We start from the raw sequence: 24044 nt of genomic DNA on the forward strand, positions 1-24044 counted from the left end.
CTCGTGCTTCTAGCACCGCGGACTCACAGCTTGCCATCCACCCCTCTCACCACAGAGTTTATTCCCAGATCAAGACACAAGCGGGCTTGCTCGCGAAGGCGTCCTGAAAGGCGATACAAACGTCAGCCTAGAAAAACATCTCCCGCACCAACCCATGCCGCTGCATCTTTTCATTCAAGGTACGGCGCGGCAGTTGCAGCTCGGCCAACACCGCCTTGATATCGCCTTTGTGCCGTGTCAACGCAGCCTTGAGGCAATGCGCCTCGAACGCCTCCTGCTGCGCCGCCAGGGATTGCCCGGCCTCGACGCCTTCCGGCTCCGGTTCACCCAGGCCCAGCACCTGGCGTTCGGCGACGTTGGCCAGCTCGCGCACATTGCCCGGCCAGTCATGGCTGAGCAGGCGCCCCAGTTGCGCGCCGCTCAACGGTTCGGCGCTGCGGCCCAGGCGCTCGGCGGCGCTTTGGGCAAAGTGGTCGAACAGCAGCGGAATATCTTCACGCCGTTCGCGCAAGGGCGGCAGGCGCAGTTGTGCGACGTTCAAACGGTACGCCAGGTCTTCGCGAAAACGCCCGGCGCGGGCCTCTTCGAGCAGGTCGGGCTTGGTGGCGGCAATGATGCGCAAGTCCACATGGATACTTTGGTTGGAGCCAAGCCGCTCCAGTTTCTGTTCCTGCAACACCCGCAACAATTTGACCTGCTGGGCCAGCGGCATGCTTTCGATTTCATCCAGGAACAGCGTGCCGCCGTGGGCATATTCCAGCTTGCCGATGCGTTTGCCCTGGGCGCCGGTGAACGCGCCGCTTTCGTGGCCGAACAGCTCGGCTTCAAACAGCTGCTCGGGGATGGCCGCGCAGTTGAGTGCGACAAATGGCTTTTTCGCCCGAGGGCCAAAATCATGCAGGCAGCGCGCGACCAGTTCCTTGCCGCTGCCGGTTTCGCCACGGATCAGCACATTGACCGGCAAGCTGGCCAGGTCCAGCACTTGGCGGCGCAGGGTCTGCAAACCACGGGACACGCCGAGCAGGCTCGATTCCAGCTGCGCCCGATGGTCGGCCTGTTGATGCAGGCGGCGGTTTTCCAGGATCAACCCGCGTTTGTCCAAGGCGCGGCGCAGGCTGTTGAGCAGTGCGTCCGGGCTGAAGGGCTTTTCCAGAAAGTCGTAGGCACCGTCACGCATGGCTTCCACGGCCATCGGTACATCGCCATGGCCGGTGAGCAAGATCACCGGCAAGTCGGCGTCACGCCGCTGCACTTCGGCCAGCAGTTCCAGGCCGCTGAGGCCGGGCATGCGCACGTCGCTCAAAATGACGCCAGGAAAGTCCTTGGGCAGATGTGCCAGGCATTCTTCGGCGCGACTGAACAACTGCACTTCAAACCCCGACAGGCTCAACCACTGTTCGACGGCGGAGCGAATACTCGCCTCGTCATCCACCACAATCACTGCGTTCAACATAGGTCGGGCGTCTCCAGCGCGATAGGCAAGGTCAGGGTAAATACCGCGCCGTCGCCACGGTTGCCGGCGAGCAGGCGCCCGCCCAGTTCATGCACGATGGCATAGGACACGGCCAACCCCAAACCAAGCCCGTCGCCCACGGGTTTGGTGGTGAAAAATGGATCGAACACGCTGTTCAGATGCGCTTCGGCAATCCCGCCGCCGCTGTCGCTGACGGTCAGTTGCCACAGTTGTTGGTCGGCGTGCAGGCGGATTTCCAGGCGTTTGCGCGGTTTGTCGGCCATGGCGTCCAGCGCATTGCGTAGCAGGTTGATCAGCACTTGCTCCAGGCGGATCGCGTCACCACGCACCCAGGCAGGGCGGCTGAGGTCCAGCACCACACCAATGCTTTCATCGCGCAGACGGGCGTCGAGCAGGTGCAAGGATTGGTCGACCACCGTGGCCAAATCCAGCCGCTCACGCAGGCCGCTGGGGCTCTTGCGCGCGAAGGTCTTGAGGTGGCCGGTGAGCGCCGCCATGCGTGTGAGCATGTCGTCCAGCGGCGTCAGTGCCTTATAGGCATCGTCCACGCGGCCGTGATCGAGCAGCAGGCGCAAGGTCGCCAACTGCATGCGCTGGGCGGTCAGTGGCTGGTTGATTTCATGGGCGAGGGCTGCGGACATTTGCCCCAGGGCCGCCAGCTTGGCCGACTGCACCAGGCCGTCCTGCGCAGTGCGCAGCGCCTGGGTGCGCTCTTCGACAAGCTGTTCAAGCTCTTCGCGGCTGCGTTGGCGCAAGCGGGCCAGGCGCCAGCGTTGATTCAGGAACAGCAGCAGGAACACCAGCGCCAGCCATGAACCGGCGGCGGCAAGGCCGGCGTTGCGTTGGTCTTCAAAAGCGAACTGCGGTTTGCGCAGCAGGTGCAAGGTCCAGCCTTCGGCTTTGAGCGGCAGGGATTCCCAGATGTAACGGGCGTTGCCGTCGGGGCCGTTGACACGCATCAGGTGGCTGTTTTCGTCAAAGCGCTGCAGCGTCTGAGTGTCCAGCGGCTGCAGCTGTTTCTTGTCGTATTGGCGAGTCGCCTTGAGTTCGGCAAGGTCATTAACCGACAGGGGGCGCAAGTTACGGTAACGCCAGCCCGGCTGGTTGGCGATAAACACGATGCCCCGCGCATCGCTGACCAGCAGCAGGTCGTTGCCTTGAGCCCATTCGCGCTCAAGCTCGGGGAATTCCAGCTTCACCACCATGGCGCCGAGGAACTGTTCGCGCTCATCGACCACGGCGCTGGAGAGGAAATAACCCGGAATGCCGGTGGTCACCCCCACCGCATAAAAACGCCCGGTGCCCTGGCTTTTGGTCTGGCTGAAATACGGACGAAACGCGTAGTTGTGCCCGACATAACTGCTGGGCAGGTTCCAGTTACTGGCGGCCACGGCCAGGCCGTTACGGTCCATCAGTTCCAGGGTGGAAGACTGCGCGGCGCCGTTGATGCGCTCCAGCTTGCGGTTGAGCAAGTCCTGGGTGGCGGCGTCCAGCGGGGCTTTGAGGGCGCTGATCATTTCCGAATCCAGCGCCAGTACGGCGGGCAGGGCGCGGTAACGTTCGATCAGGGTGTGCAAGGAATTGGCATACAGCGCCAGTTGCTGATTGGCGCGAGCGGCGTCATCCACCAAGGCTTGGCGTTCGGCATGGCGGGTGGCCAAGGCGGCGGCCAGCACGGCGCCGGCGATGATCAACAGCGAGTAGAAAGTCAGTCGCAGGGGGCGAGGGATCACGATCATACGGTGATGAACAGGCGCGGTAAGGGGCAAGCACCATAGCATGAGCGGCCGCAAACTTGTGGCAAGTGGAATTTCTGTGGGAGCTGGCTTGCCTGCGATGGTTTCACCTCGGTGTAACTGAAAAAACGCGGTGCGGCCATCGCAGGCAAGCCAGCTCCCACATGATCGAATTCAGCATAAAAAAAGCGACTGGGCCGTGGGGCCGCAGTCGCCTTTATCCTTGCGGGGAAGTGCTTACTGCACTTCTACCGCCAGGCTTTCACTGATCTTTTTCTGCCAGATGGCAGGACCGGTGATGTGCACGGATTCGCCCTTGCTATCTACCGCAACGGTGACCGGCATGTCTTTGACGTCGAACTCGTAGATCGCTTCCATGCCCAGTTCGGCAAACGCGACAACGCGCGACTTCTTGATGGCTTGCGCCACCAGGTAAGCAGCGCCGCCCACGGCCATCAGGTACACGGCTTTGTGGTCCTTGATCGCTTCGATAGCGGTAGGGCCGCGCTCGGATTTGCCGATCATGCCCAACAGGCCGGTTTGCTCGAGGATCTGACGGGTGAACTTGTCCATCCGCGTGGCCGTGGTCGGGCCAGCCGGGCCAACCACTTCTTCGCGCACCGGATCAACCGGGCCGACGTAGTAGATGAAGCGACCCTTGAGGTCCACCGGCAGGGTTTCGCCCTTGTTGAGCATTTCGACCATGCGCTTGTGCGCCGCGTCGCGGCCAGTGAGCATCTTGCCGTTGAGCAACACGGTTTCGCCCGGCTTCCAGCTCTGCACTTCTTCCGGGGTCAGGGTGTCGAGGTTGACGCGGCGAGCCGACGGGCCGGCTTCCCAGACGATTTCCGGGTAGGCGTCGAGCGGTGGCGCTTCCAGCGACGCCGGGCCCGAACCGTCGAGCACAAAGTGCGCGTGACGGGTGGCGGCGCAGTTGGGGATCATGCACACCGGCAGCGAGGCTGCGTGGGTCGGGTAGTCCATGATTTTCACGTCGAGCACGGTGGTCAGGCCACCCAGGCCCTGGGCGCCGATGCCCAGTTGGTTGACCTTCTCGAACAGCTCCAGACGCATCTCTTCGATACGGTTCTGCGGGCCGCGCTTTTTCAGCTCGTGAATGTCGATGGACTCCATCAACACTTCTTTGGCCATTACCGCAGCTTTCTCGGCGGTGCCGCCGATGCCGATGCCGAGCATGCCCGGTGGGCACCAGCCGGCGCCCATGGTCGGAACGGTCTTGAGCACCCAGTCGACGATCGAGTCGGACGGGTTGAGCATGGCCATTTTCGACTTATTCTCGGAACCGCCGCCCTTGGCTGCCACGTCCACTTCCACGGTGTTACCCGGGACGATGGAGTAGTGGATTACGGCCGGGGTGTTGTCCTTGGTGTTTTTACGCGCACCGGCCGGGTCGGCCAGGATGGAGGCGCGCAGGACGTTTTCCGGCAGGTTGTAGGCGCGACGCACGCCTTCGTTGATCATGTCGTCCAGGCCCATGGTGGCGCCGTCCCAACGTACATCCATGCCCACGCGCACGAACACGGTCACGATACCGGTGTCCTGGCAGATCGGGCGATGGCCGGTGGCACACATGCGCGAGTTGATCAGGATCTGGGCGATGGAGTCACGGGCTGCCGGCGATTCTTCGCGCAGGTAGGCTTCGTGCATGGCCTGGATGAAGTCAACGGGGTGGTAGTAGGAAATGAATTGCAGGGCGTCGGCAACGCTCTGAATCAGGTCGTCTTGCTTGATCACGGTCATGAGTCGCGCTCCTCTATAAGGGAACATTCAATAAAGGTGGCTTCAGTGTTGCATCGGTCGGCTGAAACCACCTTTCCAAGGCACGCCACAGTGGTGCAAGGCGCGACGCTAAAAAGGCGCGGCAGTATAACCCGACGCGGTGGCCGATACACCCGACTATGGTCAAACTGTCGCAGGCATGATTCCCTGTGCGGGTCCCTTCTGATTGAGCCTTTATATGCCTGAACTGCACGTCGGCGAACGCCACTGGTCGGTAGCCACCGGCAGCAACCTGCTGGATGCCTTGAATCAGGCGGGCGTGGCTGTGCCCTACAGTTGCCGGGCGGGCAGTTGCCATGCGTGCCTGGTGCGTTGCCAGGGTGAGGTTGTGGATAAGCAGCCTGATGCCTTGAGCTCGGCGCAACGTCAGGACGGTTGGCGTCTGGCCTGCCAGTGTGAGGTTGTCGCAGATTTACAGGTTGAAGCATTTGACCCGCTGCACGATGGCTTGCCCGCGCAAGTGGTGGGCGTCGACTGGTTGAACCCCGAGGTGCTGCGCCTGCGCCTGCAACCCGAACGTGGCCTGCGTTATCGGGCCGGGCAGCATCTGGTGCTGTGGGCGGGGCAGGTGGCGCGCCCGTATTCGTTGGCCAGCTTGCCTCAGGAAGACCCGTTTTTGGAGTTTCATCTCGATTGCCGTCTGCCCGGTGAATTCAGCGATATTGCCCGGCAACTACAGGTGGGCGACGGCCTGCGGCTGGGTGAGTTGCGGGGCGGGGCGCTGCAATATGATCCTGACTGGCAATCGCGGCCACTGTGGCTGCTGGCGTCCGGCACGGGGCTTGGGCCGTTATGGGGCGTGCTGCGCGAGGCGCTGCGCCAGGATCACCAAGGCGCCATCCGCGTGATTCACCTGGCCCATGATGCCGATGGGCATTATCTGGCCGAGCCCCTGGCGGCGTTGGCTGCGCAGCACGCGAACCTGACTGTGGAGCTGTGGACGGCGGCGGAGTCGGCCCAGGCATTGGCGCAACTGCGGCTTGTTTCACGGCAAACTCTGGCCTTACTCTGCGGGCACCCTGCCAATGTCGAGGCGTTTTCCAAACGCCTGTTCCTGGCGGGATTGCCGCGCAATCAACTGCTGGCCGATGTGTTCCTGCCGCGTGGTTGAGCGCTGATTTTTCCAGCCGCGAGATTCGCCATGACCGACGCCATCCTGCTGCAACGCGAAGGCGGGCTGCTGACCCTGCAGCTCAATCGCCCCGACAAGAAAAATGCCCTGACCCGCGCGATGTACACCCAACTGGCTGAGGCGCTGGAACAGGCTGATGCGGATTCAGGTATCCGGGCGGTGCTGATACAGGGCAGCAATGAATGTTTTACCGCCGGCAACGACATCGCCGACTTCCTCGAACAGCCGCCCAGTAATCTGGACAGCCCGCCGTTTCACTTCATGCAAAGCCTGCTCAACTGCCGCAAGCCGGTGATCGCGGCGGTGGCGGGTGCGGCGGTCGGTATCGGTACGACTCTGCTACTGCATTGCGACCTTGTGTATATCAGCCGCGATGCGCGTTTGCGCATGCCGTTCGTCAACCTGGGGCTGTGCCCGGAATTTGGCTCCAGCCTGATCCTGCCTCGGCTGCTGGGGCATGCCAAAGCGGCTGAATTGTTGCTGTTGGGCGAAGGTTTTACCGGCGAGCAGGCGGCCGCGTGGGGAATTGCCACTGAGGCGATGGGTAGTGGTGAAGCGGCGCTGGCCAAGGCGCGGGAAGTTGCGCAGCGCTTTGAAACCCTGGCGCCGGGCGCGGTGCAGGTCAGCAAGCAGCTGATGAAAAGTGTCGACCGTGAACAGTTGCGGCAGGTGATTGAGGACGAGGGGGCGTTGTTTGTACAGCGCTTGAAGTCGCCTGAGGCGATTGCGGCGTTGTCGGGGTTTATCACCCGGCGCTGATGACGCCATCGCAGGCAAGCCAGCTCCCACATTGGAATGCGGTCAACTGTGGGAGCTGGCTTGCCTGCGATGAGGCCCTTTGATTCAACAGATCTCCAGGCCTTTAAATACAAAAAGCCCCGCCATTCACATGGCGGGGCTTTTGTTTTTCAGCGTGTCACTCAGAACTGCGGGTCGCCCACGTGCAGGATCTTCATGCCATTGGTGCCACCGGTGGTGTGGTAGCTGTCGCCCTTGGTCAGGATGACCCAGTCGCCTTTCTCTACGACGCCACGCTTGACCAGTTCGTCGATCGCCTTCTGGCTCACTTCGTTCGGTGCCAGCGAAGCCGGATCGAACGGAATGGTGTACACGCCACGGAACAACGCCGCGCGGGCCTGGGCTTCGCGGTGTGGGGTGAACGCGTAGATCGGCACCGACGAACGGATACGCGACATGATCAGCGGGGTGTAGCCACTTTCGGTCAGGGCAATGATCGCTTTCACGCCCGGGAAGTGGTTGGCGGTGTACATGGCAGCCAGGGCGATGCTCTGGTCGCAGCTTTCGAACACTTTGCCGATACGGTGGCTGGAGGTCTTGCTGGTCGGGTGCTTTTCGGCACCGACGCAGATACGCGCCATGGCCTGCACAGCTTCCAGCGGGTAAGGGCCGGCAGCACTTTCAGCCGAGAGCATCACGGCGTCGGTGTAGTCGAGCACGGCGTTGGCCACGTCGGACACTTCGGCACGGGTCGGCATCGGGTTCTGGATCATCGACTCCATCATCTGGGTCGCCACGATCACGGCCTTGTTGTGGCGGCGTGCGTGCAGAATGATCTTCTTCTGGATACCGATCAGCTCGGCGTCACCGATTTCCACGCCCAGGTCGCCACGGGCAACCATCACGGCGTCGGAAGCGTTGATCAGGGCGTCGAGGGTTTCGTCATCGGCCACGGCTTCGGCGCGTTCGATCTTGGCCACCAGCCAGGCAGTACCGCCGGCTTCGTCGCGTAGCTTGCGGGCGTATTCCATGTCTGCAGCGTCGCGCGGGAAGGACACGGCGAGGTAGTCCACTTCCATTTCGGCGGCGAGCTTGATGTCGGCCTTGTCTTTTTCAGTCAGGGCCGGCGCCGTCAGGCCACCGCCGCGACGATTGATGCCTTTGTGGTCGGACAGCGGGCCACCGATGATCACGGTGCAGTTCAGCTCCGTCGAGGTGGCGGTGTCGACGCGCATGACCACGCGGCCGTCATCCAGCAGCAGTTCGTCGCCGACGCCGCAGTCCTTGACCAGGTCCGGGTAGTCGATACCCACGACTTCCTGGTTGCCTTCGGTCAGCGAATGGCTGGTGGAAAAGGTGAACTTGTCACCGATCTTCAGCTCGATGCGCTTGTTGGCGAATTTGGCGATACGGATTTTCGGGCCTTGCAGGTCACCCAGCAGTGCCACGAAGCGGCCGTGCTTGGCGGCCAGGTCACGCACCAGCTTGGCGCGAGCCTTGTGCTCGTCCGGGGTGCCGTGGGAGAAGTTCAGACGGGCAACGTCCAAACCAGCCAGAATCAGCTGTTCGAGGACTTCCGGCGAGTTACTGGCCGGGCCAAGGGTGGCGACGATTTTGGTACGACGGACGGACATGCACAGACTCCTGAGTTCAAGCGCTGAGGAAGGCTACTATGCTCTTTGGTTGTAGTCATTGTTCGTTTGCACTACTTATCGAAGATTCGCTTGTTTTAGCTCCAATTGAATAGATGAACACCCTTGAAGATTTTTGGCGCGGGGTCGATACACTGCACAAGACAGGAGAACCCCCATGCGAATTTTGCTCATTGCTGCCCTGGCCGTCAGTGTCGTCGGCTGTACCCGCTGGTCGATGGACCATCATTTGAACAACGCTTACCGCGCCTATGGGGTGGGTGATTGCGCACGCGTGACCCTGGAATTGTCCCAGGTGGACCGCGAGAGCCGTACCCGTCGGTATGTGCAACCGGAAGTTTCGATGCTGCGCGGGCAATGCCTGGAGCGCCAGAAGCTGTTTGTTGATGCGGTGCAGACCTACCAGTTCATCATCAATCAATACCCGGCCAGCGAGTATGCCTACCGCGCCCGTGCCCGGCTCGACACCCTGCAGCAACTGGGCCACTACTCCGGCGCCAGCGTCGCGCAGCCACGGCCCGCATCACTTTGATGATATTTATCATTCCATAGCTGGCCCGTCGCCAGTCTTAAGCTATTCTTTGAGTGTCCGTTTGTACAAGTTTATGTTCAATCGGATGGATTGCTTGGGATTGGCAGCTGTAGGGCGATCAAGCGCACGCTGGATTCGCACCAATTTCCAGGGAGAGCGAACATTCAGTGTTCGTTCCGAATAACTGGCGCGGCCACTGATATGGCCAATGGATGGCGATTTCATCATGTTTACCGACCGAAGGATTGAGCGGCATCAGTTGTCTGGTTTCTTGAAAGTCTTCAACCGGCTTACGGATAAGCCTATTGGCTACTTGGGGAACGTGTCCGAAGATGGGCTGATGTTGATCAGCCAATTACCCATGATGGTTGATGTAGCATTTGAACTGCGTTTGAAAATCCCCATGGCAGACGGTGAGTTCCAGGCCATTGACCTCACGGCAATGTGCTTGTGGAGCCATGAAGACATCACCCCGCAGCACTATGACTCGGGGTTTCGCGTGGTCGAAGCACCTGAGGCATACGGGCAATTGATCAGTGCCCTGTGCCATTACTTCAGCTTTGACCCTTTGCAGGCTTCCGCCTAGGAATTGCGCGCTGCCGACCCGGGCCGGGTGAAGTCAGCCGAGCTTGTGGTGGTGTGCATGAGTCATAAAACACCGGCTTTTTTCCAACCCAGATAACGCGTCACCAAGGCGGTCCCCAGGCCCGAGGGTGGCGTATCCAGCACCGACAAGCCGTGGGCACTCAAGCGCTCATGCAGATCGTTTCTCTTGTTGAGGTAGTCGACAGTCCCGCTGTAGGCCAGCGCTTCAGGCAAGGTTTGCACAGGGGCCTGGCGCAGTTGGTCGAGTACCTCTTCGCGCAGGCTGGCGACCAGCACCCGGTGTTGCCGGCTGATGCGCTTGACCGCCGCAAGTAACTCCTCATCATCTTCATCGCGAAGATTGGTCACCACTATCACTAATGCCCGACGTTTCTGCCGGGCCAGTAATTGGCTGGCGGCGGCCGCATAGTCGGCAGTACGGCGGGTGGTATCGAGGTCGTAAACAGCATTGAGTAACAGGTTGAGTTGGCCGCTGCCTTTGACGGGCGCCAGGTAGCGCGGCTGGTCGCAGGCAAAGGTGCTCAGCCCAACGGCATCGCCTTGGCGCAAGGCAACGTAACTGAGCAGCAGGCAAGCATTAAGCGCGTGGTCGAAGTGAGCGAGTTCGGCGTCCTGGCTGCGCATGCGCCGACCACAATCGAGCATGAGCACAATCTGCTGGTCGCGCTCGTCCTGATATTCCCGGGCGATGGGCGTGCGCTGGCGCGCGGTGGCTTTCCAGTCGATCTGGCGCAGGCTGTCACCCTCGCGAAACTCGCGCAATTGATGAAACTCCAGCCCCAACCCCCGGCGTTGGCGCTGGCGAACCCCCAATTGGCTCAACCAACTGTCCACGCCCAGCAAATGTGCACCGTACAAACGGGCAAAGTCAGGGTAGACCCGCGTTGTATCCGGGGCTGCAACAAAGCGCCTCGCAGACCACAACCCGAAAGGGCTGGGCAAGTGAATCTCACAGCGACTGAAACTGAAGTGCCCACGCCGCAAGGGCCGCAATCGATAGCCCAGTTCGCTTCGCTGGCCCGGCAGAAGTTCGATGGGCTGCGGCATATTCTCCACGCTCAGGCCGTCAGGCGCGTGGTCGAATACCTGCACGGTCAGCGGCTGCGGGAAGTCATGTTCAAGGGTCAGGCGTACTTCACCCCAACGGCCCAAGGCCAGGCTACCCGGCATCTGCCGTTGCACCCGTGGGCACGGAAGGCGCCGCAGGCGCAGGGCGTCCAGCAGTGCCAATAGAAACAGCGCCAGCAAAAGGCCCCACGCCACTTTATGCAGCGTGTCGGGTACGTTGAACTGGAGCGCCGTAGCCGCGCCCAACAGGGTGTTCAAACCCAGGAGGACGCCAAGCCAGATCAGCAGCAGACGAGTCGGCTTCATGGTCGAGTCATTGCCGAGGTGCCGGAATCTGCTCCAGCAGTTGCTTGAGCACCTGATCCACTTCCAAGCCGTCAATGTCCAATTCGGGGGCGATGCGCACGCGATGGCGCAACACCGCCAAGGCGCAACCCTTGATATCGTCCGGGGTGACGAACTCGCCACCGCGCAGCAAGGCCCGGGCGCGGGCGCCGCGAACCAGGGCGATGGAGGCACGCGGGCCTGCACCGATAGTCAGCCCTGGCCAACTGCGCGTGGCGCGGGCCAGGCGCACGGCGTAGTCGAGGACTTGCTCATCCAGCGGCAGTTCGCTGGCAATTTGCTGCAACTGCAACACGTCCTCTGCCTGCAGCACCGTGCGCAGTGGCTGCACATCCAGCATGTCGGCCCTGGAGGAGCGGGTGACTTCGCGGACCATCTCCAGCTCCTGCTGCGCATCGGGGTAGTCCATGCGCACTTTGAGCATGAACCGGTCCAGCTCGGCCTCGGGCAGGGGGTACGTGCCTTCCTGTTCGATGGGGTTCTGGGTCGCGAGCACCATGAACGGTTGGCCAATGGGCAGCGCTTCGCCCTCGAGGGTGACTTGGCGTTCCTGCATGGCCTCAAGCAGGGCGGCCTGGGTCTTGGCGGGGGCGCGATTGATTTCATCGGCCAGCAACAGGTGGGTGAACAGCGGCCCCTTGCGCAGCTTGAATTGCTCACTGTGCAGGTCGTACACGGCGTGGCCGGTGACATCGCTGGGCATCAGGTCCGGGGTGAACTGGATACGGGCAAAGTCGCCACCAAAACAGCGGGCCAGCGCGCGAACCAACAGGGTTTTGCCAAGCCCTGGCACACCTTCGAGCAGTATGTGACCACCGGCGATCAATGCGGTGAGCACGTCGTCGATGACCTGGTCCTGGCCAATCACCGCCTTACGCAGTTCAACACGCAGAGCCTGTGCCTGCTGGCTGGCCTTTTGTAGGCTCTCGGCAGTCGGGGCGGTGGCCGTGGGAAATTCACTCATAGGGCATTCCTGAGGGTTTGCAGGCTCGCCACCTGACGGCTGAAATCGGCGCTGGTAAGCCGTTTTGCCGGAAGTGGGCCGAGGGCCTGGCGGATGACGTGGGAGGGTTGGCGCGTCAGGCGTTCGAGGACCTGCCACTGTGCGTCGCTGTCGAGGTGTTCAAAGCCAGCGTGGCGCCGTCGTGCCGCCCGCTGGATATCACGCTGCAAGGCGTGCAGCAGCGTGCCTTGGCCACTGCGGCGCAACAGGAAGTCGGCACTGGCCTTCACGTGTTCCTGTAACTGGCGACGAGCCTTTGGGGCGGGTGCCCGGGTCGGCCCCTGGCGCATGCCGGCGTGCCAGAGTGCCAGGGCAATCAGTGCGCAGAGCGCCACCAGTGCCTGGGGGAAGTTGCGCATCAACAGGGTAAGCAGGTCGTCCACGTCGCTGTTGAACAGCAACGTTACATCCGTACCCCGGTTGAGATACCACAACAGCCAGGCGTTATCGTGTTTGCCGATGCCTGGGGTTTTCCACAGGTCGCTGTCGGTTACCACCGTTACGGTGCCTTGGCCGAAGTTGCGTTGCATCAAATGGCTGGACTTGCCGCTGTTGGCGGAGAACTGCGCCAGGTGCCTGGGGTCGGTGAGGTTAAAGTCGGTATCGAAGCTGAAATAGGCTGGGGCGGTCTCATTGTCGACGTAGAGTTTGGTCAGGTCCGGTGCTTTCTTTTTGCGTGGGGAAGCAGGCTCGTCAAAGCCCTCGCCGAGTGTCTGGTGGAAGTCCAGCCGGTCCAGCAGCAGGTCGCCACTTTTACCGGTTTCCTCATCCCAAAGCGCTTCGGCAACCAGCAGCAGGTGGCCACCGGATTTTGCCCAGTCCAGCAGTTGCTCCGCCTGGCGTGGGGTCATGTTGCTGCGCTCGCCCAGCAATACCAGGCTACGCCCCTTGGCTGGCTGGTCGGCCAGGTGTTCAATGCTGTTGGCGTGGTCCACGGCCAGGCCCTGCTGGCGCAGGAAGTATTCAGCCGCAAGGTAAGGGTTGGCGATGGCTTGTGGCGATGGGCCGCGATCTACTATTTCGTCGTAGGGGATCGCCTTGTGCCAAGCGTAAAGGCCACCTGCTCCAAGCAGGCAGGCCAGCAACAGGCCGATCCACAGCATGGGGCGGTTCATTGTGCGGCTCCCGTACTGAACAGGGCGCGCCAATCGCGGCACAATTGCTGGTGTACCAAAGCCGGTGGAAGGCGGTGGCCATAGGCGAGGTTTTGCCAGTGGTGTGTCAGTGCGTCACTGAAGGCCAGCAGTTGCGGTTGTTGCAGTGAGTGGATGCGCTCCAGGACCTGACCTTCGGTGTCGGCGCTTTTCAGCGGCAGGTTGAAGTCGTGCAGCAGTCGGTTGAGCAGGCCGCGATACAGCAGGCCGAGGGCTTCCCTGGGATGGGTGGGCCACAGCTGTTCGGCGGTGCTGGCAATGTCGTCAGGCAAGGTCTCGCTGCCCAACGCCAGGCCGAATAATTGTGCAGGGGCCGCTTTGGCGGTTTTGGCTTTGGTTGGCCCGCGTCGACTGACAAAGGCGTGCAGCCACTCCCGATAGCGCCAGACAACTAGCGCGAGGCCAGTCGCCAGCAGGCCCCAGAGCAGTACCTCCAGGCCGAGGGCGGCGTTTTTGAAGGTATTGCTGTTGAATCTGTCCAGTAGCGCCTGAAGCCAGGCCGGAAGTTTACCGTCACCCTTTACCTTGTGTTGCGCGGTGTTTTTTTCGTCGCCAAAACGGTAGCGAGTGACGGTTTCCGGGTGCTTGAACGGGGGGCTGTCCAGCAGCGCCTTGATCGATTGGCTGGCGGCCTGGGTGGTGACTTGTTTGGCCGGCTCGGGTTCGTCCGCCATGACGGGGCGGCCGAATGGCACGAGCATCAGCCCAGCCACCAGCAGCAGCAACGTTGCGACGCTGCTCAGGCGTTGGCGTAACCGGCGGAACACCAGTTCAAGGTCCCAGGCTTCCAGCACGGTGCGGCGGTTGAGGTACAGGCTGAAACCGCAAGCGACATAGATGGGCTCCCAGAACACCAGAATCAGGGCGTAGAAGGCGTTACTCAAATGCTCCAGCCACAACCCTTCCGAACCCGTTGCCAGCGCCAACCGTTGCCAGTCCCAATCGAGTTCCAGTTGCTGTGGGATGAACAGGTAGAACAGTGCCATGCAACCGAACCACAGGCCGATTTCCATATGCACGCCAATCGTGGTCAGCCAGCGTGCAGCACCCGCGTTGCGTTGCAGCAGCACCCCCAGGCGTTTTTGACGGGCGTTGCCGTCCAGGCCTTCGAGCTGGCTCACCGGCATGACAAAACTGCGGCTCAGGCTCAGTCGCCTCCAGGTCAGGCTGGCCAGCAGTTGGCCTTTGAGCAGACGCGGCCACTGGCGCACGGCCTGCTTGAGGCTGGGTGTCTCGCCAAACAAGGCCTTGGAGAGGATGTACAACGGCAAGCGATCAAAGGCCGGTTTCAGCCACCAGAACATGAAGATGGCCGTGGACGGGTATTTCCACAGCAGCAGGGTCAGCAAGCTGAATATCGGCAACGTCACTATTGCCCAACTGCTCATCAACAGCAGTCGATGTTCCTGGGCCATCAGTACACCCAGGTCCATGGCTTCCCAGGAGGTACGGGGACGAATCACTACACTGGCCTCACTCAGGCGCATGGCGAGTGCGTCCGGCAAGCGTGAGGTAGGCGGCAACCAACAGCCACAGCCCGGCACCCGTTGAGTATTTGATCCAGGGCGCGATCGTGGTGGAGGAAGACCAATAGGCTTCAATAAACGCCGCGATCAGCAGCAATAGCATGACGCCGCAGAGCATCTGCACACTTGTGCGTGCCGCCAGCCGCAGGGATTCGCCGCGTGTCAGGTGCCCGGGAGCAATCACCGCCCAGCCCAATTGCAAGCCGGCAGCCCCGGCCAGTGCGATGGCCGTGAGTTCGAAGGCGCCGTGGCCGATGACAAACGACCAGAAGGTCTGGCCATAGCCGATCTCGGTGAGATGGCCGGAAATGGCGCCGATGATCAGGCCGTTGAAAATCAGAAAGAACACGCTGCCCAGGCCGAACAGCAAACCGGCGGCAAAGGTCTGGAAGGCAATCCCGATGTTGTGCATCACGTAGTAGCCAAACATCATCCAGTCCTCACTGGACGCGCGGTCCGCAGCACGCCCGAGGTGACCGGCATCCGGGTCATACATGCTGTGCATCTCGGCCACCTGCGCAGGGCTCACGATGCTGTAGATCAGGTCTGGAAACAGGTAGACCAGCAACGCAACACCCACCAGGCTGCCGAAGAACAGCACGCCGGCGATCAACACGAAGCGCCATTTTTCGCGCACCAGGCGCGGGAAACCCGCCAGGATAAAGCCCACTGCATTCGCGCCCAATTGGCTGCGATGGCGATACAACTGCTGGTGGCCGCGCAGTGCCAGTTGTTGCAGGGGATCTATCAGATAGCTGCTGTAGCCACGCTCCTGGGCCAGGGCGAGGTGCTGGCACAGGCGTCGATAATGATGGGGGAAGTCGGACATATCGTCGGCCTTGGCCTTGCCTTGCTCCAACTGGATCAGTTGTGCGGTGAAGGCTTGCCACTGCGGCTGATGGCGGCTTTCGAACAGGCTTTGCTTCATGTTGGCCCCACTAGGCCGCGTGCCACGCCATTGAGTTGTTCTACCGCACGCGCTGGCGATACGTGTAACGGCGTTGCCAGGATGGCCGCCAGTTCGTGCACCCGATCGGCGGACAACTCACCTTGGCGTTCGGCGAAACCCAATATGGCGCGTTGTTCGCTCAGTTGCAGCGTGAAGGGCAGGCGCAGGGCGTCGGCTTGAGGCACCTTGGGGCGCGCCAGTGGCTGCTCGCGGTAGACCACCAGCGTGCCCGCAGCGAGGTCGCCGAGCCGTTTGAAGTGAGGGTGTTGCAGGCAGCTGATGGCGCCGAGGAAGTAGCCCAAAGGCAGCATGTCGACAAAGCGCAGCAGGTTGCGGATGAGTGAGGCCGGCCAGCCAATGGGTGTTCCGTCGTCCTGAATGACGCGCAAGCCCATGACCTGCTTGCCCGGAGAGCAGCCCTGGTTAAGGACTTCGAACAGCACCATGTACCACCAACTGATCAGGAACAGCAGCAGCGAGCCCAGGCCAATACCGATATTGCCGAGCAGCGCCAGCGGCACGAGCAGGATACCCATGATCAGGCCGCGCACACCCAGGTCGAAAGCAAAAGCCAGTGCACGTGGCATCAGGCCGGCCGGGCGCAAGGGCAGGTCTATGCCCTCGGGGGTCTCGATCGGGTAGTGGGTATCCAATGGAACTGATGGCATCGCGATCCTTGGCAGTGCGGGTGGCTTGAAGACACGGATGCTAGCAGTGTCGACGGTGGAAGCAACCCTTCAAGGTTTTGCTGGATGTTTGTACAGTAATCTATCGCTGGCCCCGAGTGCCTTGCTGCGCCTAGACTTTGTCGATCTTCAGCACAGGAACAGCCCGTGACCACCATTTTCTGGTACGACTATGAAACCACCGGCATCAACCCGCGCAGCGATCGCCCGTTGCAGGTCGCCGGTATTCGTACCGACCTCGAGCTCAACGAGGTCGGCCCGCCGGTCAACCTGTATTGCCAGCCAGGCGACGATATCCTGCCGCATCCGGCTGCCTGCGCCATCACCGGTATCACCCCCGGCATTCTGGCGGAAAAAGGCCTGGCCGAAGCCGACTTCATGACCCGCGTGAATGCTGAGCTGGCCGCGCCTGGAACCTGTGGCGCCGGTTACAACACATTGCGCTTTGACGATGAAATGACGCGCTACAGCCTGTACCGCAACTTTTTTGACCCCTATGCCCGTGAGTGGCAGGGCGGCAACAGTCGTTGGGACTTGATCGATGTGGTCCGCACGGCTTACGCACTGCGGCCCGAAGGCATTGAGTGGCCGCAGCAGGACGGGCGTGTCACCCTCAAGCTGGAGCGTTTGACCCAAGCCAATGGCATCGATCATGGCCAGGCTCACGATGCCCTGTCGGACGTGCGAGCCACCATCGCCCTAGCGCGGCTGATCCGCGACAAGCAGCCAAAGTTGTATGACTGGTTGTTTCAACTGCGCAGCAAGCAGCGGGTGATGGACCAGGTCCGCCTGTTGCAGCCCATGGTGCATATCTCCGGGCGTTTCTCCGCCGAGCGTCATTACCTGAGCGTGGTACTGCCCCTGGCCTGGCACCCGCGCAACCGCAATGCGTTGATTGTCTGTGACCTTGGCCTCGACCCGCAGGGTTTGCTCGACCTCGACGCCGACACCTTGCGCCAGCGGCTCTACACGCGCCGTGATGAGTTGGCGCAAGGGGAGTTGCCCGTTCCGCTCAAGTTGTTGCATATCAACCGCTGCCCGGTGGTCGCGCCATTGAGTGTGCTGCGCGCACAGGATCGCGAACGCCTGAACTTCGATATGGACGTGTGCCAGGCACGGGTGCTGCGACTAACTGACGCACAGGAAGTTTGGCGCGACAAGTTGGCGGCCATTTATGCCGAGGAAGACTTTGCGCCGAGCACCGACCCGGAGCAGCAGCTCTATGACGGTTTTATCGGTGACCGCGACCGACGGTTGTGCGAACAAGTGCGCGTGGCTGAACCCTCACAGTTGGCACGTCAGCAGTGGCCTTTCGATGATCATCGTTTGCCGGAATTATTATTCCGTTACCGTGCACGTAACTTTCCTGACACCTTGGACAACGATGAGCAACAACGCTGGAAACTTTTCTGTCAGCAACGTTTGTCGAACCCGGAGTGGGGCGCACCCAATACCCTGTTGGCATTTAAGCAGGCACGTGAGGAGTTGGCTGTTAGTGCTACAGCGTTTCAGCGCCAGGTGCTCGATGAATGGCAGGAGTATGCCGATTCTTTAGCCGCTCGCCTGGGCCTGTAGTCAGGTACTTGCAGAGTATTCGGACAATAAAAAACGCCAGCAAGCTGGCGTTTTTAATGTGTTGCATATCAGGCCTGAGCCCGATCAGGCTTAGCCCAGCAGGGTAGCCCAACCTTCTACCACGTCGCCGCCCCACTTGGCTTTCCACTCTTTCAGAGTCTTGTGGTTGCCACCTTTGGTTTCAATCACTTCGCCGTTGTGCGGGTTTTTGTACTGCTTGACCTTGCGAGCACGCTTGGTGCCGGTAGTTTTCACAGCGCCACGCGGTGCTTTAACTTTAGATTCCGGATCCAGCAGCGCGATGATGTCACGCAGGGATTTGGAGTATTCACCCATCAGGGTGCGCAGTTTGCCTTCGAATTCCAGCTCGGTTTGCAGCTTGTCGTCTTGGGACAGGTTCTTCAAGCGGGCTTGCAGTTCTTTGATAGCTTCTTCGGTGGCGCGGTATTCGTTGATCAGGGACATGGGGACTACCTTATGTAGAGCGCTGATTGACAGTGAGTGGCCTAATAATAGTCAGGCAATTTCCCCAAGTAAACATTTAAGAAGGCATTTATGTGAATTACGTTGAATGTTTGTGGCAATGCTATGCAATCGAGTTAATTAATAGGTGGTAGGTGTAAAGATAATTCTGTTTATTTTGCATAACTGTCTGAGCCTGAGGGCGGGCCTTCATATAGTGGCGGTAAAACCTTACGTTATTAAGGGGTGTCGCCAGGGCCGGTCGACAGAATAAGGTGCAAGGAGTACTGCAGTTTTTCTGCGTAATCGCTAGAATGGCGGCCTTTGCGAAGTTCTGGAGTTTCCCCCTAATGCGCACTTTTCGGCTGGTGATTGCTTGCCCGGACCGGGTTGGCATCGTTGCCAAAGTCAGTAACTTTCTGGCCTCCCACAACGGCTGGATCACCGAGGCGAGCCATCACTCGGACGATCTCAGCGGTTGGTTTTTCATGCGTCATGAGATACGTGCGGACACGCTGCCCTTTGGTCTCGAAGCATTTCGCGAGGCGTTTGCGCCGATCGCCGAAGAGTTTTCGATGACCTGGCACATCACCGACACGGAGCAGAAAAAGCGTGTCGTACTGATGGCCAGCCGCGAGTCCCACTGCCTGGCCGACCTGCTTCACCGCTGGCACAGCGATGAACTCGACTGTGAGATCGCCTGTGTGATTTCCAATCATGATGACCTGCGCAGCATGGTCGAATGGCATGGCATCCCGTACTACCACGTGCCGGTCAACCCGCAGGACAAGGAGCCGGCATTCGCTGAAGTCTCCCGCCTGGTCAAGCAGCACGAAGCCGATGTGGTCGTGCTGGCGCGCTACATGCAAATCCTGCCGCCGGAATTGTGCAGTGAGTACGCAGGCCGAGTGATCAACATTCACCACAGCTTCCTGCCATCGTTTGTGGGTGCCAAGCCGTATCACCAGGCCTCCCTGCGCGGTGTGAAGTTGATTGGCGCAACGTGCCACTATGTCACCGAGGAACTCGACGCCGGCCCGATCATCGAGCAGGACGTCGTGCGCGTCAGCCACAGCGACAGCATTGAAGACATGGTGCGTTTCGGCCGTGACGTCGAGAAGATGGTGCTGGCGCGTGGCCTGCGTTATCACTTGGAAGATCGCGTGCTGGTGCACGGCAACAAGACTGTGGTGTTCTGATAGCCACGTCTAAATAGCCACGTTTAAATAGCCGCGTTTAAGTTGTAGAAAAAAGGGCCTGGGCGTTAAATCGTCCCAGGCCCTTTTTTGTCCGCCCTTAAGGATTAAGCGATGAGCGACCCACTCGATAAAGCCACCTCCAAAGCGCCAGCGACGCTGGGCGAGGGCTGTTTGAGCCGTTTTGATCCGGATGAGCTTAACCCTGAGGACGGCACCGAGTTTCCCGGTGCCGCCGAGTTGTGGCGGCAGGAACAGGCTAAAACCGATCCCGAGCAAGCCTAGCGGCCCGCCGCCTTAAACGCTCGGCGGGCCTTTGGATCAGATCCGGAAGCTGCCCACCAGCTGTTTCAAGCGTGCGGCCTGTTGTTCCAGGTCGGTACAGGCGCGCAGGGTCGATTGCAGGTTTTCCACACCTTCCTGGTTGAGGGTGTTGATCTCGGTGATGTCCATGTTGATCGACTCCACCACCGAAGTCTGTTCCTCGGTGGCGGTGGCCACAGACTGGTTCATGCCGTCGATCTCGCCAATGCGTTGGGTCACGCTGTTGAGACGCTCGCCGGCCAGGTTGGCGATCTCGACGCTCTCCAGGCTATGGCGCTGGCTTTCACTCATGGTGCTGACCGAATCCCGGGCGCCGACCTGCAACTCTTCAATCATCTTTTGCACTTGTTGCGCCGATTCCTGAGTGCGATGCGCCAGGTTGCGCACCTCATCGGCCACCACCGCAAACCCGCGCCCGGCTTCACCTGCACGTGCCGCTTCGATCGCGGCGTTCAGCGCCAGCAGGTTGGTTTGCTGGGAGATGCTGGTGATCACTTCCAGAATTTGCCCGATGTTCACGGTCTTGCTGTTAAGCGCTTCGATATTGCTGCTGGAGGCGCTGATCATCTCGGACAGCTGGTTCATCGCCTTGATATTACGCTCGACCACTTGCTGGCCGTCTTCGGCCAAGTGCCGGGCATCGCTGGCCTGATGGGACGCCTGGGCGGCGTTACGTGCGATTTCTTGCGCAGCCGCGCCCAGTTCGTTGATAGCGGCAGCCACGCTGTTGGTGCGGTTGGCCTGCTCGTCAGAGTTGACCATCGACGAGTTGGAGGCGCTGACCACTCGCAGGGCCACTTCATTGACCTGCTCGGTGGCCGAGGACACTTCGCGAATCGAGGTGTGAATGCGCTCCACGAAGCGATTGAAAGCGTTACCCAGCGTGCCGAACTCGTCGTGATTCTGGATGTTCAGGCGGCGGGTCAGGTCACCTTCGCCCTCGGCGATGTCCTGCATGGCGCGGGTCATCACGTGCAGGGGTTGCAGCAGCACACGGATCAGCATGCCGAGCAGCGCGATGATGATCACCACTGCAATAATCGTGGCGATAACGGCCGAGGTGCGAAATTTGCTGAGCATGGCGAAGGATTTATCTTTATCCACCGAAATACCCAGGTACCAGTTCACCGACGGCAGGCCTTTGATGGGGGTGAAGGTCACGATGTTGTCTTTGCCATTGGCTTCGACTTCGCTGAAATCACCACTGATCTTCGGGGTGTTTTTCGGGTACATGTCGGCCAGCGTCTTCATCACCAGGTTCTTGTCCGGGTGCACCAGCACTTTGCCGTCAGCGCTGACCAGGAACGCGTAGCCCATGCCGCCGAAGTTCAGCGCGCCGATGTTATCCACCAGGGTTTGCAGGCTCAGGTCGCCGCCGACCACACCGATGCTTTGCCCGGCCTTGGCGCTGGGGGTGGCCACGGAAATGATCAACTGGCCGGTCGCCGCGTCGATGTAAGGTTCGGTGAGGGTTGAGCCATTGCTGCTTTGGGCGCCTTTGTACCAAGGGCGCACCCGTGGGTCGAAGCCGTCCGGCATCTTGGTGTCGGGGCGGATCGTGAAGGCGCCTTTGCTGTCACCCACGTAGGTGGCCATGAACGAGGAGGTCAGGGTTTTCTGCTCGAGCAGGCCAGCCACTACGGCGGGTTCAGGGTTGATCGCGATGTTCTGTGCAGCGTTTTCGACCAGGGCAATCCGCCCGGTGAGCCAGGTTTGAATGTTGCTGGCGGTGACATCACCCATTTCATGCAGGTAATTATCGAGGTCGTCGCGAATCGCGTTGCGTTGCAGGTAGTCGTTGTAGAGGGTAAACAGTGCAAAAGCGGCGATGACGATAAGGGAGGCTGCAAGCAGGATTTTGTGGCTGAAGCGCAGGTTTTTATTCATGGCTTGTAGGGTCCGCTAAGGTCTTAATATCCGAAGCGCGTCCTCGTAGGATGCGCAAAATGACAGCGTCAAAAAAGGTGTGATACTGCTTGTGATAATTCCGGTGGTCCCTGTGAGAACTATCTGACCTATTTTTAGACTTTGTAGGTCTTACCTCTGTCTGTATCGACCTGACGGTACTAAAGATTAACCAAAGGTGACGAAATGCCTGATTCCTCGCAACTCCTTATCGGCGCCGGCCTGGACGGCCAGCCCATCGCTCAGGCCATGCGCCTGGCCAACCGTCACGGGTTGATTGCCGGCGCCACCGGTACAGGTAAAACCGTCACGTTGCAGCGCTTGGCGGAAGCCTTCAGCGACGCAGGTGTGGCCGTGTTTGCCGCTGATATCAAGGGTGACTTGTGCGGCCTTGGCGCTGCGGCCAACCCTCAAGGCAAGGTGGCCGAGCGCATTGCTGGCATGCCCTTCCTTAATTACACGGCGAAGGCTTATCCGGTAACGCTGTGGGATATCCACGGGCAGTCCGGTCATCCGCTTCGCACCACCATCAGCGAAATGGGGCCGTTGCTGCTTGGCAGCCTGCTGGAACTCACCGACAGCCAGCAATCGGCACTCTATGCGACGTTCAAGGTGGCCGACCGTGAAGGCCTGCTGCTGCTGGACCTCAAAGACCTCAAGGCGTTGCTCAACCACTTGCGTTATCACCCGGAACTGCTGGGCGACGACGCGGCGCTGATGACCACCGGCTCCAGCCAGGCGCTGTTGCGGCGTTTGGCGGTGCTCGAGCAGCAGGGCGCCGAAGCCTTGTTCGGCGAGCCGGCCCTGCAACTTGAAGATATCTTGCAGCCTGCCGGCGATGGTCGCGGGCGCATTCACCTGTTGGACGTAAGCCGCTTGGTGCATGAGGCGCCCAAGGTCTATGCGACCTTCCTGCTGTGGCTGTTGGCCGAGTTGTTCGAACAACTGCCTGAGCGTGGCGATGCCGACAAACCGCTGCTGGCGCTGTTTTTCGACGAGGCGCATTTATTGTTCGCCGATACGCCCAAGGCATTGCAGGATCGCCTGGAGCAAGTGGTGCGGTTGATTCGTTCCAAGGGCGTGGGCGTGTACTTTGTCACTCAATCCCCGGGGGATTTGCCTGACACGGTATTGGCGCAACTGGGCCTGCGTATCCAGCATGGCCTGCGGGCGTTCACCACCAAAGAGCAGAAATCCTTGCGTGCGGTAGCGGATGGTTTTCGCCCCAACCCGGCGTTCGATACCTTGTCGGTGCTCACCGAGTTGGGCACCGGTGAGGCGCTGGTGGGGGCGTTGCAGGAAAAGGGCACGCCGGAAGTGGTCCAGCGCGTACTGGTGGCGCCGCCGCAATCGCGGATCGGGCCGCTTTCCGAGGCTGAACGCGCAGCGATCATCGCCAGTTCGCCTTTATTGGGGCGCTACGACAAGCCGATTGACCGTGAGTCGGCCTATGAAGTGCTGATGGCGCGCAAGGAGCTTGGCCCGACCGAGGAGGCCAAGCCGTCCGGCGAAGAGCCGAGCTTTACCGACAAGGCCGGAGCGTTCCTGGGGACTACCGCGGGCAAGGCGCTCAAATCCGCCATGCAGCAGGCGGCCAATCAAATGGGACGGCAGTTGGTGCGTGGGTTATTGGGCTCGTTGCTGGGCGGCAGTAAACGCAAGTAGTGGTTCAGGGCTTGGGCCTGGCGTGGGCGGCCAACCGCTCCAACGCTGCGCGCAGGCCCGGATCGCTGATGCCGTCGGCCGTGGCTTGAATGGTTTCGGCCGCATTCTGCGACAGGTCCATGGTGTGGCCTACGGCGCCTTGCTGCACGGTGGGCGGCTGCACCTTGAACTGGATGCGGGTCAGGCTGGCAAACTCATCAAATGCCATTAATTGCCGCTGCAAGCGTTTTTGCTGGTAGCGCAGGCGGGTGGCCCAATGCCCGTCGGTGACAATTAACAGTAAATTGCCTTCGCGCCACGACGCCACATGACAATGTTCGCGGGCGGCAGGTTGCAGCTGGCTTTCTACAAGGCGTTGCAAATGGCCCAAGCGTTGCGCGTGGCCGAAGATGGCTTTCAACGGTTTGGCTTCGCGGAGCAACACGCTGGGCGCGCGGGCTGTAAGTGGGCGAAACGCCATGTTTAGACACCGTAAGTAACAGAGCCGCCATCTTAGCAGAAAGCGCCTGTGCGGCC

At 60.7% G+C, this 24044-nt stretch carries 21 protein-coding genes and 1 pseudogene; 8 read left to right on the plus strand and 14 right to left on the minus strand.

The features are described 5' to 3' along the window. Positions 1 to 127 precede the first annotated feature (127 nt). The 3 genes from ASE80_RS08585 to ASE80_RS08595 all read right to left on the minus strand — a co-directional run bounded on the left by ASE80_RS08585 (position 128) and on the right by ASE80_RS08595 (position 4971). Positions 128 to 1453 (minus strand): sigma-54-dependent transcriptional regulator, encoded by a 1326-nt coding sequence (locus ASE80_RS08585; protein WP_056858546.1) that lies wholly within the window; start codon positions 1451 to 1453, stop codon positions 128 to 130. After that, a complete protein-coding gene (locus ASE80_RS08590) occupies positions 1447 to 3213 on the minus strand; it encodes an ATP-binding protein (RefSeq protein ID WP_056858547.1) in 1767 nt (588 codons plus the stop codon). Before ASE80_RS08590 ends, ASE80_RS08585 begins: the two co-directional genes overlap by 7 nt. Positions 3214 to 3447: 234 nt before the next feature. Continuing rightward, a complete protein-coding gene (locus ASE80_RS08595) occupies positions 3448 to 4971 on the minus strand; it encodes a fumarate hydratase (protein WP_010208051.1) in 1524 nt (507 codons plus the stop codon). Between the two features lie 217 nt (positions 4972 to 5188). Between ASE80_RS08595 and ASE80_RS08600 the strand changes: the two genes are divergently transcribed. Both ASE80_RS08600 and ASE80_RS08605 read left to right on the plus strand, forming a co-directional pair. After that, positions 5189 to 6121 carry an iron-sulfur-binding ferredoxin reductase gene (locus ASE80_RS08600; protein WP_056858548.1) on the plus strand — a complete coding sequence of 311 codons (933 nt, stop codon included), beginning with the start codon at positions 5189 to 5191 and terminating at the stop codon, positions 6119 to 6121. A 30-nt stretch (positions 6122 to 6151) separates the two neighbouring features. Beyond that, complete coding sequence (locus ASE80_RS08605; protein ID WP_056858549.1) at positions 6152 to 6901, plus strand: enoyl-CoA hydratase-related protein; 750 nt, start codon at positions 6152 to 6154, stop codon at positions 6899 to 6901. 161 nt (positions 6902 to 7062) lie between these two features. Here the strand turns inward: ASE80_RS08605 and pyk are convergent, their stop codons facing one another. Next, a complete protein-coding gene (pyk, locus tag ASE80_RS08610) occupies positions 7063 to 8514 on the minus strand; it encodes a pyruvate kinase (protein WP_017139781.1) in 1452 nt (483 codons plus the stop codon). A 175-nt stretch (positions 8515 to 8689) separates the two neighbouring features. Between pyk and ASE80_RS08615 the strand changes: the two genes are divergently transcribed. Next, positions 8690 to 9064 carry a tetratricopeptide repeat protein gene (locus tag ASE80_RS08615; protein ID WP_056858550.1) on the plus strand — a complete coding sequence of 125 codons (375 nt, stop codon included), beginning with the start codon at positions 8690 to 8692 and terminating at the stop codon, positions 9062 to 9064. Positions 9065 to 9290: 226 nt separating this feature from the next. After that, complete coding sequence (locus tag ASE80_RS08620) at positions 9291 to 9650, plus strand: PilZ domain-containing protein (RefSeq protein WP_056858650.1); 360 nt, start codon at positions 9291 to 9293, stop codon at positions 9648 to 9650. A gap of 62 nt (positions 9651 to 9712) precedes the next feature. Here the strand turns inward: ASE80_RS08620 and ASE80_RS08625 are convergent, their stop codons facing one another. The 6 genes from ASE80_RS08625 to ASE80_RS08650 are packed head-to-tail and all read right to left on the minus strand — an operon-like array spanning position 9713 to position 16383. Then, complete coding sequence (locus ASE80_RS08625) at positions 9713 to 11044, minus strand: DUF58 domain-containing protein (protein ID WP_056858551.1); 1332 nt, start codon at positions 11042 to 11044, stop codon at positions 9713 to 9715. A gap of 7 nt (positions 11045 to 11051) precedes the next feature. Then, a complete protein-coding gene (locus ASE80_RS08630; protein WP_056858552.1) occupies positions 11052 to 12047 on the minus strand; it encodes an AAA family ATPase in 996 nt (331 codons plus the stop codon). Beyond that, complete coding sequence (locus tag ASE80_RS08635) at positions 12044 to 13201, minus strand: DUF4350 domain-containing protein (protein ID WP_056858553.1); 1158 nt, start codon at positions 13199 to 13201, stop codon at positions 12044 to 12046. The genes ASE80_RS08630 and ASE80_RS08635 overlap by 4 nt, the downstream gene beginning before the upstream one ends. Next, positions 13198 to 14727 carry a DUF4129 domain-containing protein gene (locus ASE80_RS08640; protein WP_056858554.1) on the minus strand — a complete coding sequence of 510 codons (1530 nt, stop codon included), beginning with the start codon at positions 14725 to 14727 and terminating at the stop codon, positions 13198 to 13200. The genes ASE80_RS08635 and ASE80_RS08640 overlap by 4 nt, the downstream gene beginning before the upstream one ends. Beyond that, positions 14714 to 15694 (minus strand): stage II sporulation protein M, encoded by a 981-nt coding sequence (locus ASE80_RS08645; protein WP_056858555.1) that lies wholly within the window; start codon positions 15692 to 15694, stop codon positions 14714 to 14716. The genes ASE80_RS08640 and ASE80_RS08645 overlap by 14 nt, the downstream gene beginning before the upstream one ends. After that, positions 15691 to 16383 (minus strand): RDD family protein, encoded by a 693-nt coding sequence (locus tag ASE80_RS08650; RefSeq protein ID WP_056858556.1) that lies wholly within the window; start codon positions 16381 to 16383, stop codon positions 15691 to 15693. Before ASE80_RS08650 ends, ASE80_RS08645 begins: the two co-directional genes overlap by 4 nt. Before the next feature lie 165 nt (positions 16384 to 16548). Here ASE80_RS08650 and sbcB point away from each other — a divergent pair, with 165 nt between their 5' ends. Then, positions 16549 to 17976, plus strand: coding sequence for an exodeoxyribonuclease I (gene sbcB / locus ASE80_RS08655; protein ID WP_056858557.1), 1428 nt, complete (start codon positions 16549 to 16551; stop codon positions 17974 to 17976). A 90-nt stretch (positions 17977 to 18066) separates the two neighbouring features. On the opposite strand, the gene mvaT is transcribed toward sbcB, so the two are convergent. After that, positions 18067 to 18441, minus strand: a complete 375-nt coding sequence (gene mvaT, locus ASE80_RS08660) for a histone-like nucleoid-structuring protein MvaT (protein WP_005790963.1) — start codon at positions 18439 to 18441, stop codon at positions 18067 to 18069. Between the two features lie 347 nt (positions 18442 to 18788). Between mvaT and purU the strand changes: the two genes are divergently transcribed. Beyond that, a complete protein-coding gene (gene purU, locus ASE80_RS08665) occupies positions 18789 to 19637 on the plus strand; it encodes a formyltetrahydrofolate deformylase (RefSeq protein WP_017139791.1) in 849 nt (282 codons plus the stop codon). Between the two features lie 111 nt (positions 19638 to 19748). Beyond that, a complete protein-coding gene (locus ASE80_RS31105; protein ID WP_164488395.1) occupies positions 19749 to 19919 on the plus strand; it encodes a hypothetical protein in 171 nt (56 codons plus the stop codon). A 36-nt stretch (positions 19920 to 19955) separates the two neighbouring features. Here ASE80_RS31105 and ASE80_RS31740 read toward each other — a convergent pair whose 3' ends face one another. Both ASE80_RS31740 and ASE80_RS31745 read right to left on the minus strand, forming a co-directional pair. Further along, positions 19956 to 20720, minus strand: coding sequence for a methyl-accepting chemotaxis protein (locus tag ASE80_RS31740; protein ID WP_370589484.1), 765 nt, complete (start codon positions 20718 to 20720; stop codon positions 19956 to 19958). Between the two features lie 93 nt (positions 20721 to 20813). Next, a pseudogene (locus tag ASE80_RS31745) lies at positions 20814 to 21845 on the minus strand (HAMP domain-containing protein); the annotation flags it as partial. Between the two features lie 204 nt (positions 21846 to 22049). Here ASE80_RS31745 and ASE80_RS08675 point away from each other — a divergent pair. Further along, entirely contained in the window at positions 22050 to 23528 is a 1479-nt protein-coding gene (locus tag ASE80_RS08675) for a helicase HerA-like domain-containing protein (protein WP_056858559.1), read from the plus strand. A gap of 4 nt (positions 23529 to 23532) precedes the next feature. Here ASE80_RS08675 and ASE80_RS08680 read toward each other — a convergent pair whose 3' ends face one another. Beyond that, positions 23533 to 23988, minus strand: coding sequence for a DUF721 domain-containing protein (locus ASE80_RS08680; RefSeq protein ID WP_056858560.1), 456 nt, complete (start codon positions 23986 to 23988; stop codon positions 23533 to 23535). Between the last annotated feature and the right edge of the window lie 56 nt (positions 23989 to 24044).

This window comes from Pseudomonas sp. Leaf15 (assembly GCF_001421425.1).
In the GTDB taxonomy this organism is placed as follows: domain Bacteria; phylum Pseudomonadota; class Gammaproteobacteria; order Pseudomonadales; family Pseudomonadaceae; genus Aquipseudomonas; species Aquipseudomonas salomonii.

Excerpts from the sequence above, each read along its gene's own strand:
- ASE80_RS08585 (WP_056858546.1), bottom strand. The coding sequence starts at position 1,453 with ATGTTGAACGCAGTGATTGTGGTGGATGACGAGGCGAGTATTCGCTCC.
- ASE80_RS08590 (WP_056858547.1), bottom strand. The coding sequence starts at position 3,213 with ATGATCGTGATCCCTCGCCCCCTGCGACTGACTTTCTACTCGCTGTTG.
- ASE80_RS08595 (WP_010208051.1), bottom strand. The coding sequence starts at position 4,971 with ATGACCGTGATCAAGCAAGACGACCTGATTCAGAGCGTTGCCGACGCC.
- ASE80_RS08600 (WP_056858548.1), top strand. The coding sequence starts at position 5,189 with ATGCCTGAACTGCACGTCGGCGAACGCCACTGGTCGGTAGCCACCGGC.
- ASE80_RS08605 (WP_056858549.1), top strand. The coding sequence starts at position 6,152 with ATGACCGACGCCATCCTGCTGCAACGCGAAGGCGGGCTGCTGACCCTG.
- pyk (WP_017139781.1), bottom strand. The coding sequence starts at position 8,514 with ATGTCCGTCCGTCGTACCAAAATCGTCGCCACCCTTGGCCCGGCCAGT.
- ASE80_RS08615 (WP_056858550.1), top strand. The coding sequence starts at position 8,690 with ATGCGAATTTTGCTCATTGCTGCCCTGGCCGTCAGTGTCGTCGGCTGT.
- ASE80_RS08620 (WP_056858650.1), top strand. The coding sequence starts at position 9,291 with ATGTTTACCGACCGAAGGATTGAGCGGCATCAGTTGTCTGGTTTCTTG.
- ASE80_RS08625 (WP_056858551.1), bottom strand. The coding sequence starts at position 11,044 with ATGAAGCCGACTCGTCTGCTGCTGATCTGGCTTGGCGTCCTCCTGGGT.
- ASE80_RS08630 (WP_056858552.1), bottom strand. The coding sequence starts at position 12,047 with ATGAGTGAATTTCCCACGGCCACCGCCCCGACTGCCGAGAGCCTACAA.
- ASE80_RS08635 (WP_056858553.1), bottom strand. The coding sequence starts at position 13,201 with ATGAACCGCCCCATGCTGTGGATCGGCCTGTTGCTGGCCTGCCTGCTT.
- ASE80_RS08640 (WP_056858554.1), bottom strand. The coding sequence starts at position 14,727 with ATGCGCCTGAGTGAGGCCAGTGTAGTGATTCGTCCCCGTACCTCCTGG.
- ASE80_RS08645 (WP_056858555.1), bottom strand. The coding sequence starts at position 15,694 with ATGAAGCAAAGCCTGTTCGAAAGCCGCCATCAGCCGCAGTGGCAAGCC.
- ASE80_RS08650 (WP_056858556.1), bottom strand. The coding sequence starts at position 16,383 with ATGCCATCAGTTCCATTGGATACCCACTACCCGATCGAGACCCCCGAG.
- mvaT (WP_005790963.1), bottom strand. The coding sequence starts at position 18,441 with ATGTCCCTGATCAACGAATACCGCGCCACCGAAGAAGCTATCAAAGAA.
- purU (WP_017139791.1), top strand. The coding sequence starts at position 18,789 with ATGCGCACTTTTCGGCTGGTGATTGCTTGCCCGGACCGGGTTGGCATC.
- ASE80_RS31105 (WP_164488395.1), top strand. The coding sequence starts at position 19,749 with ATGAGCGACCCACTCGATAAAGCCACCTCCAAAGCGCCAGCGACGCTG.
- ASE80_RS31740 (WP_370589484.1), bottom strand. The coding sequence starts at position 20,720 with ATGGTCAACTCTGACGAGCAGGCCAACCGCACCAACAGCGTGGCTGCC.
- ASE80_RS08675 (WP_056858559.1), top strand. The coding sequence starts at position 22,050 with ATGCCTGATTCCTCGCAACTCCTTATCGGCGCCGGCCTGGACGGCCAG.
- ASE80_RS08680 (WP_056858560.1), bottom strand. The coding sequence starts at position 23,988 with ATGGCGTTTCGCCCACTTACAGCCCGCGCGCCCAGCGTGTTGCTCCGC.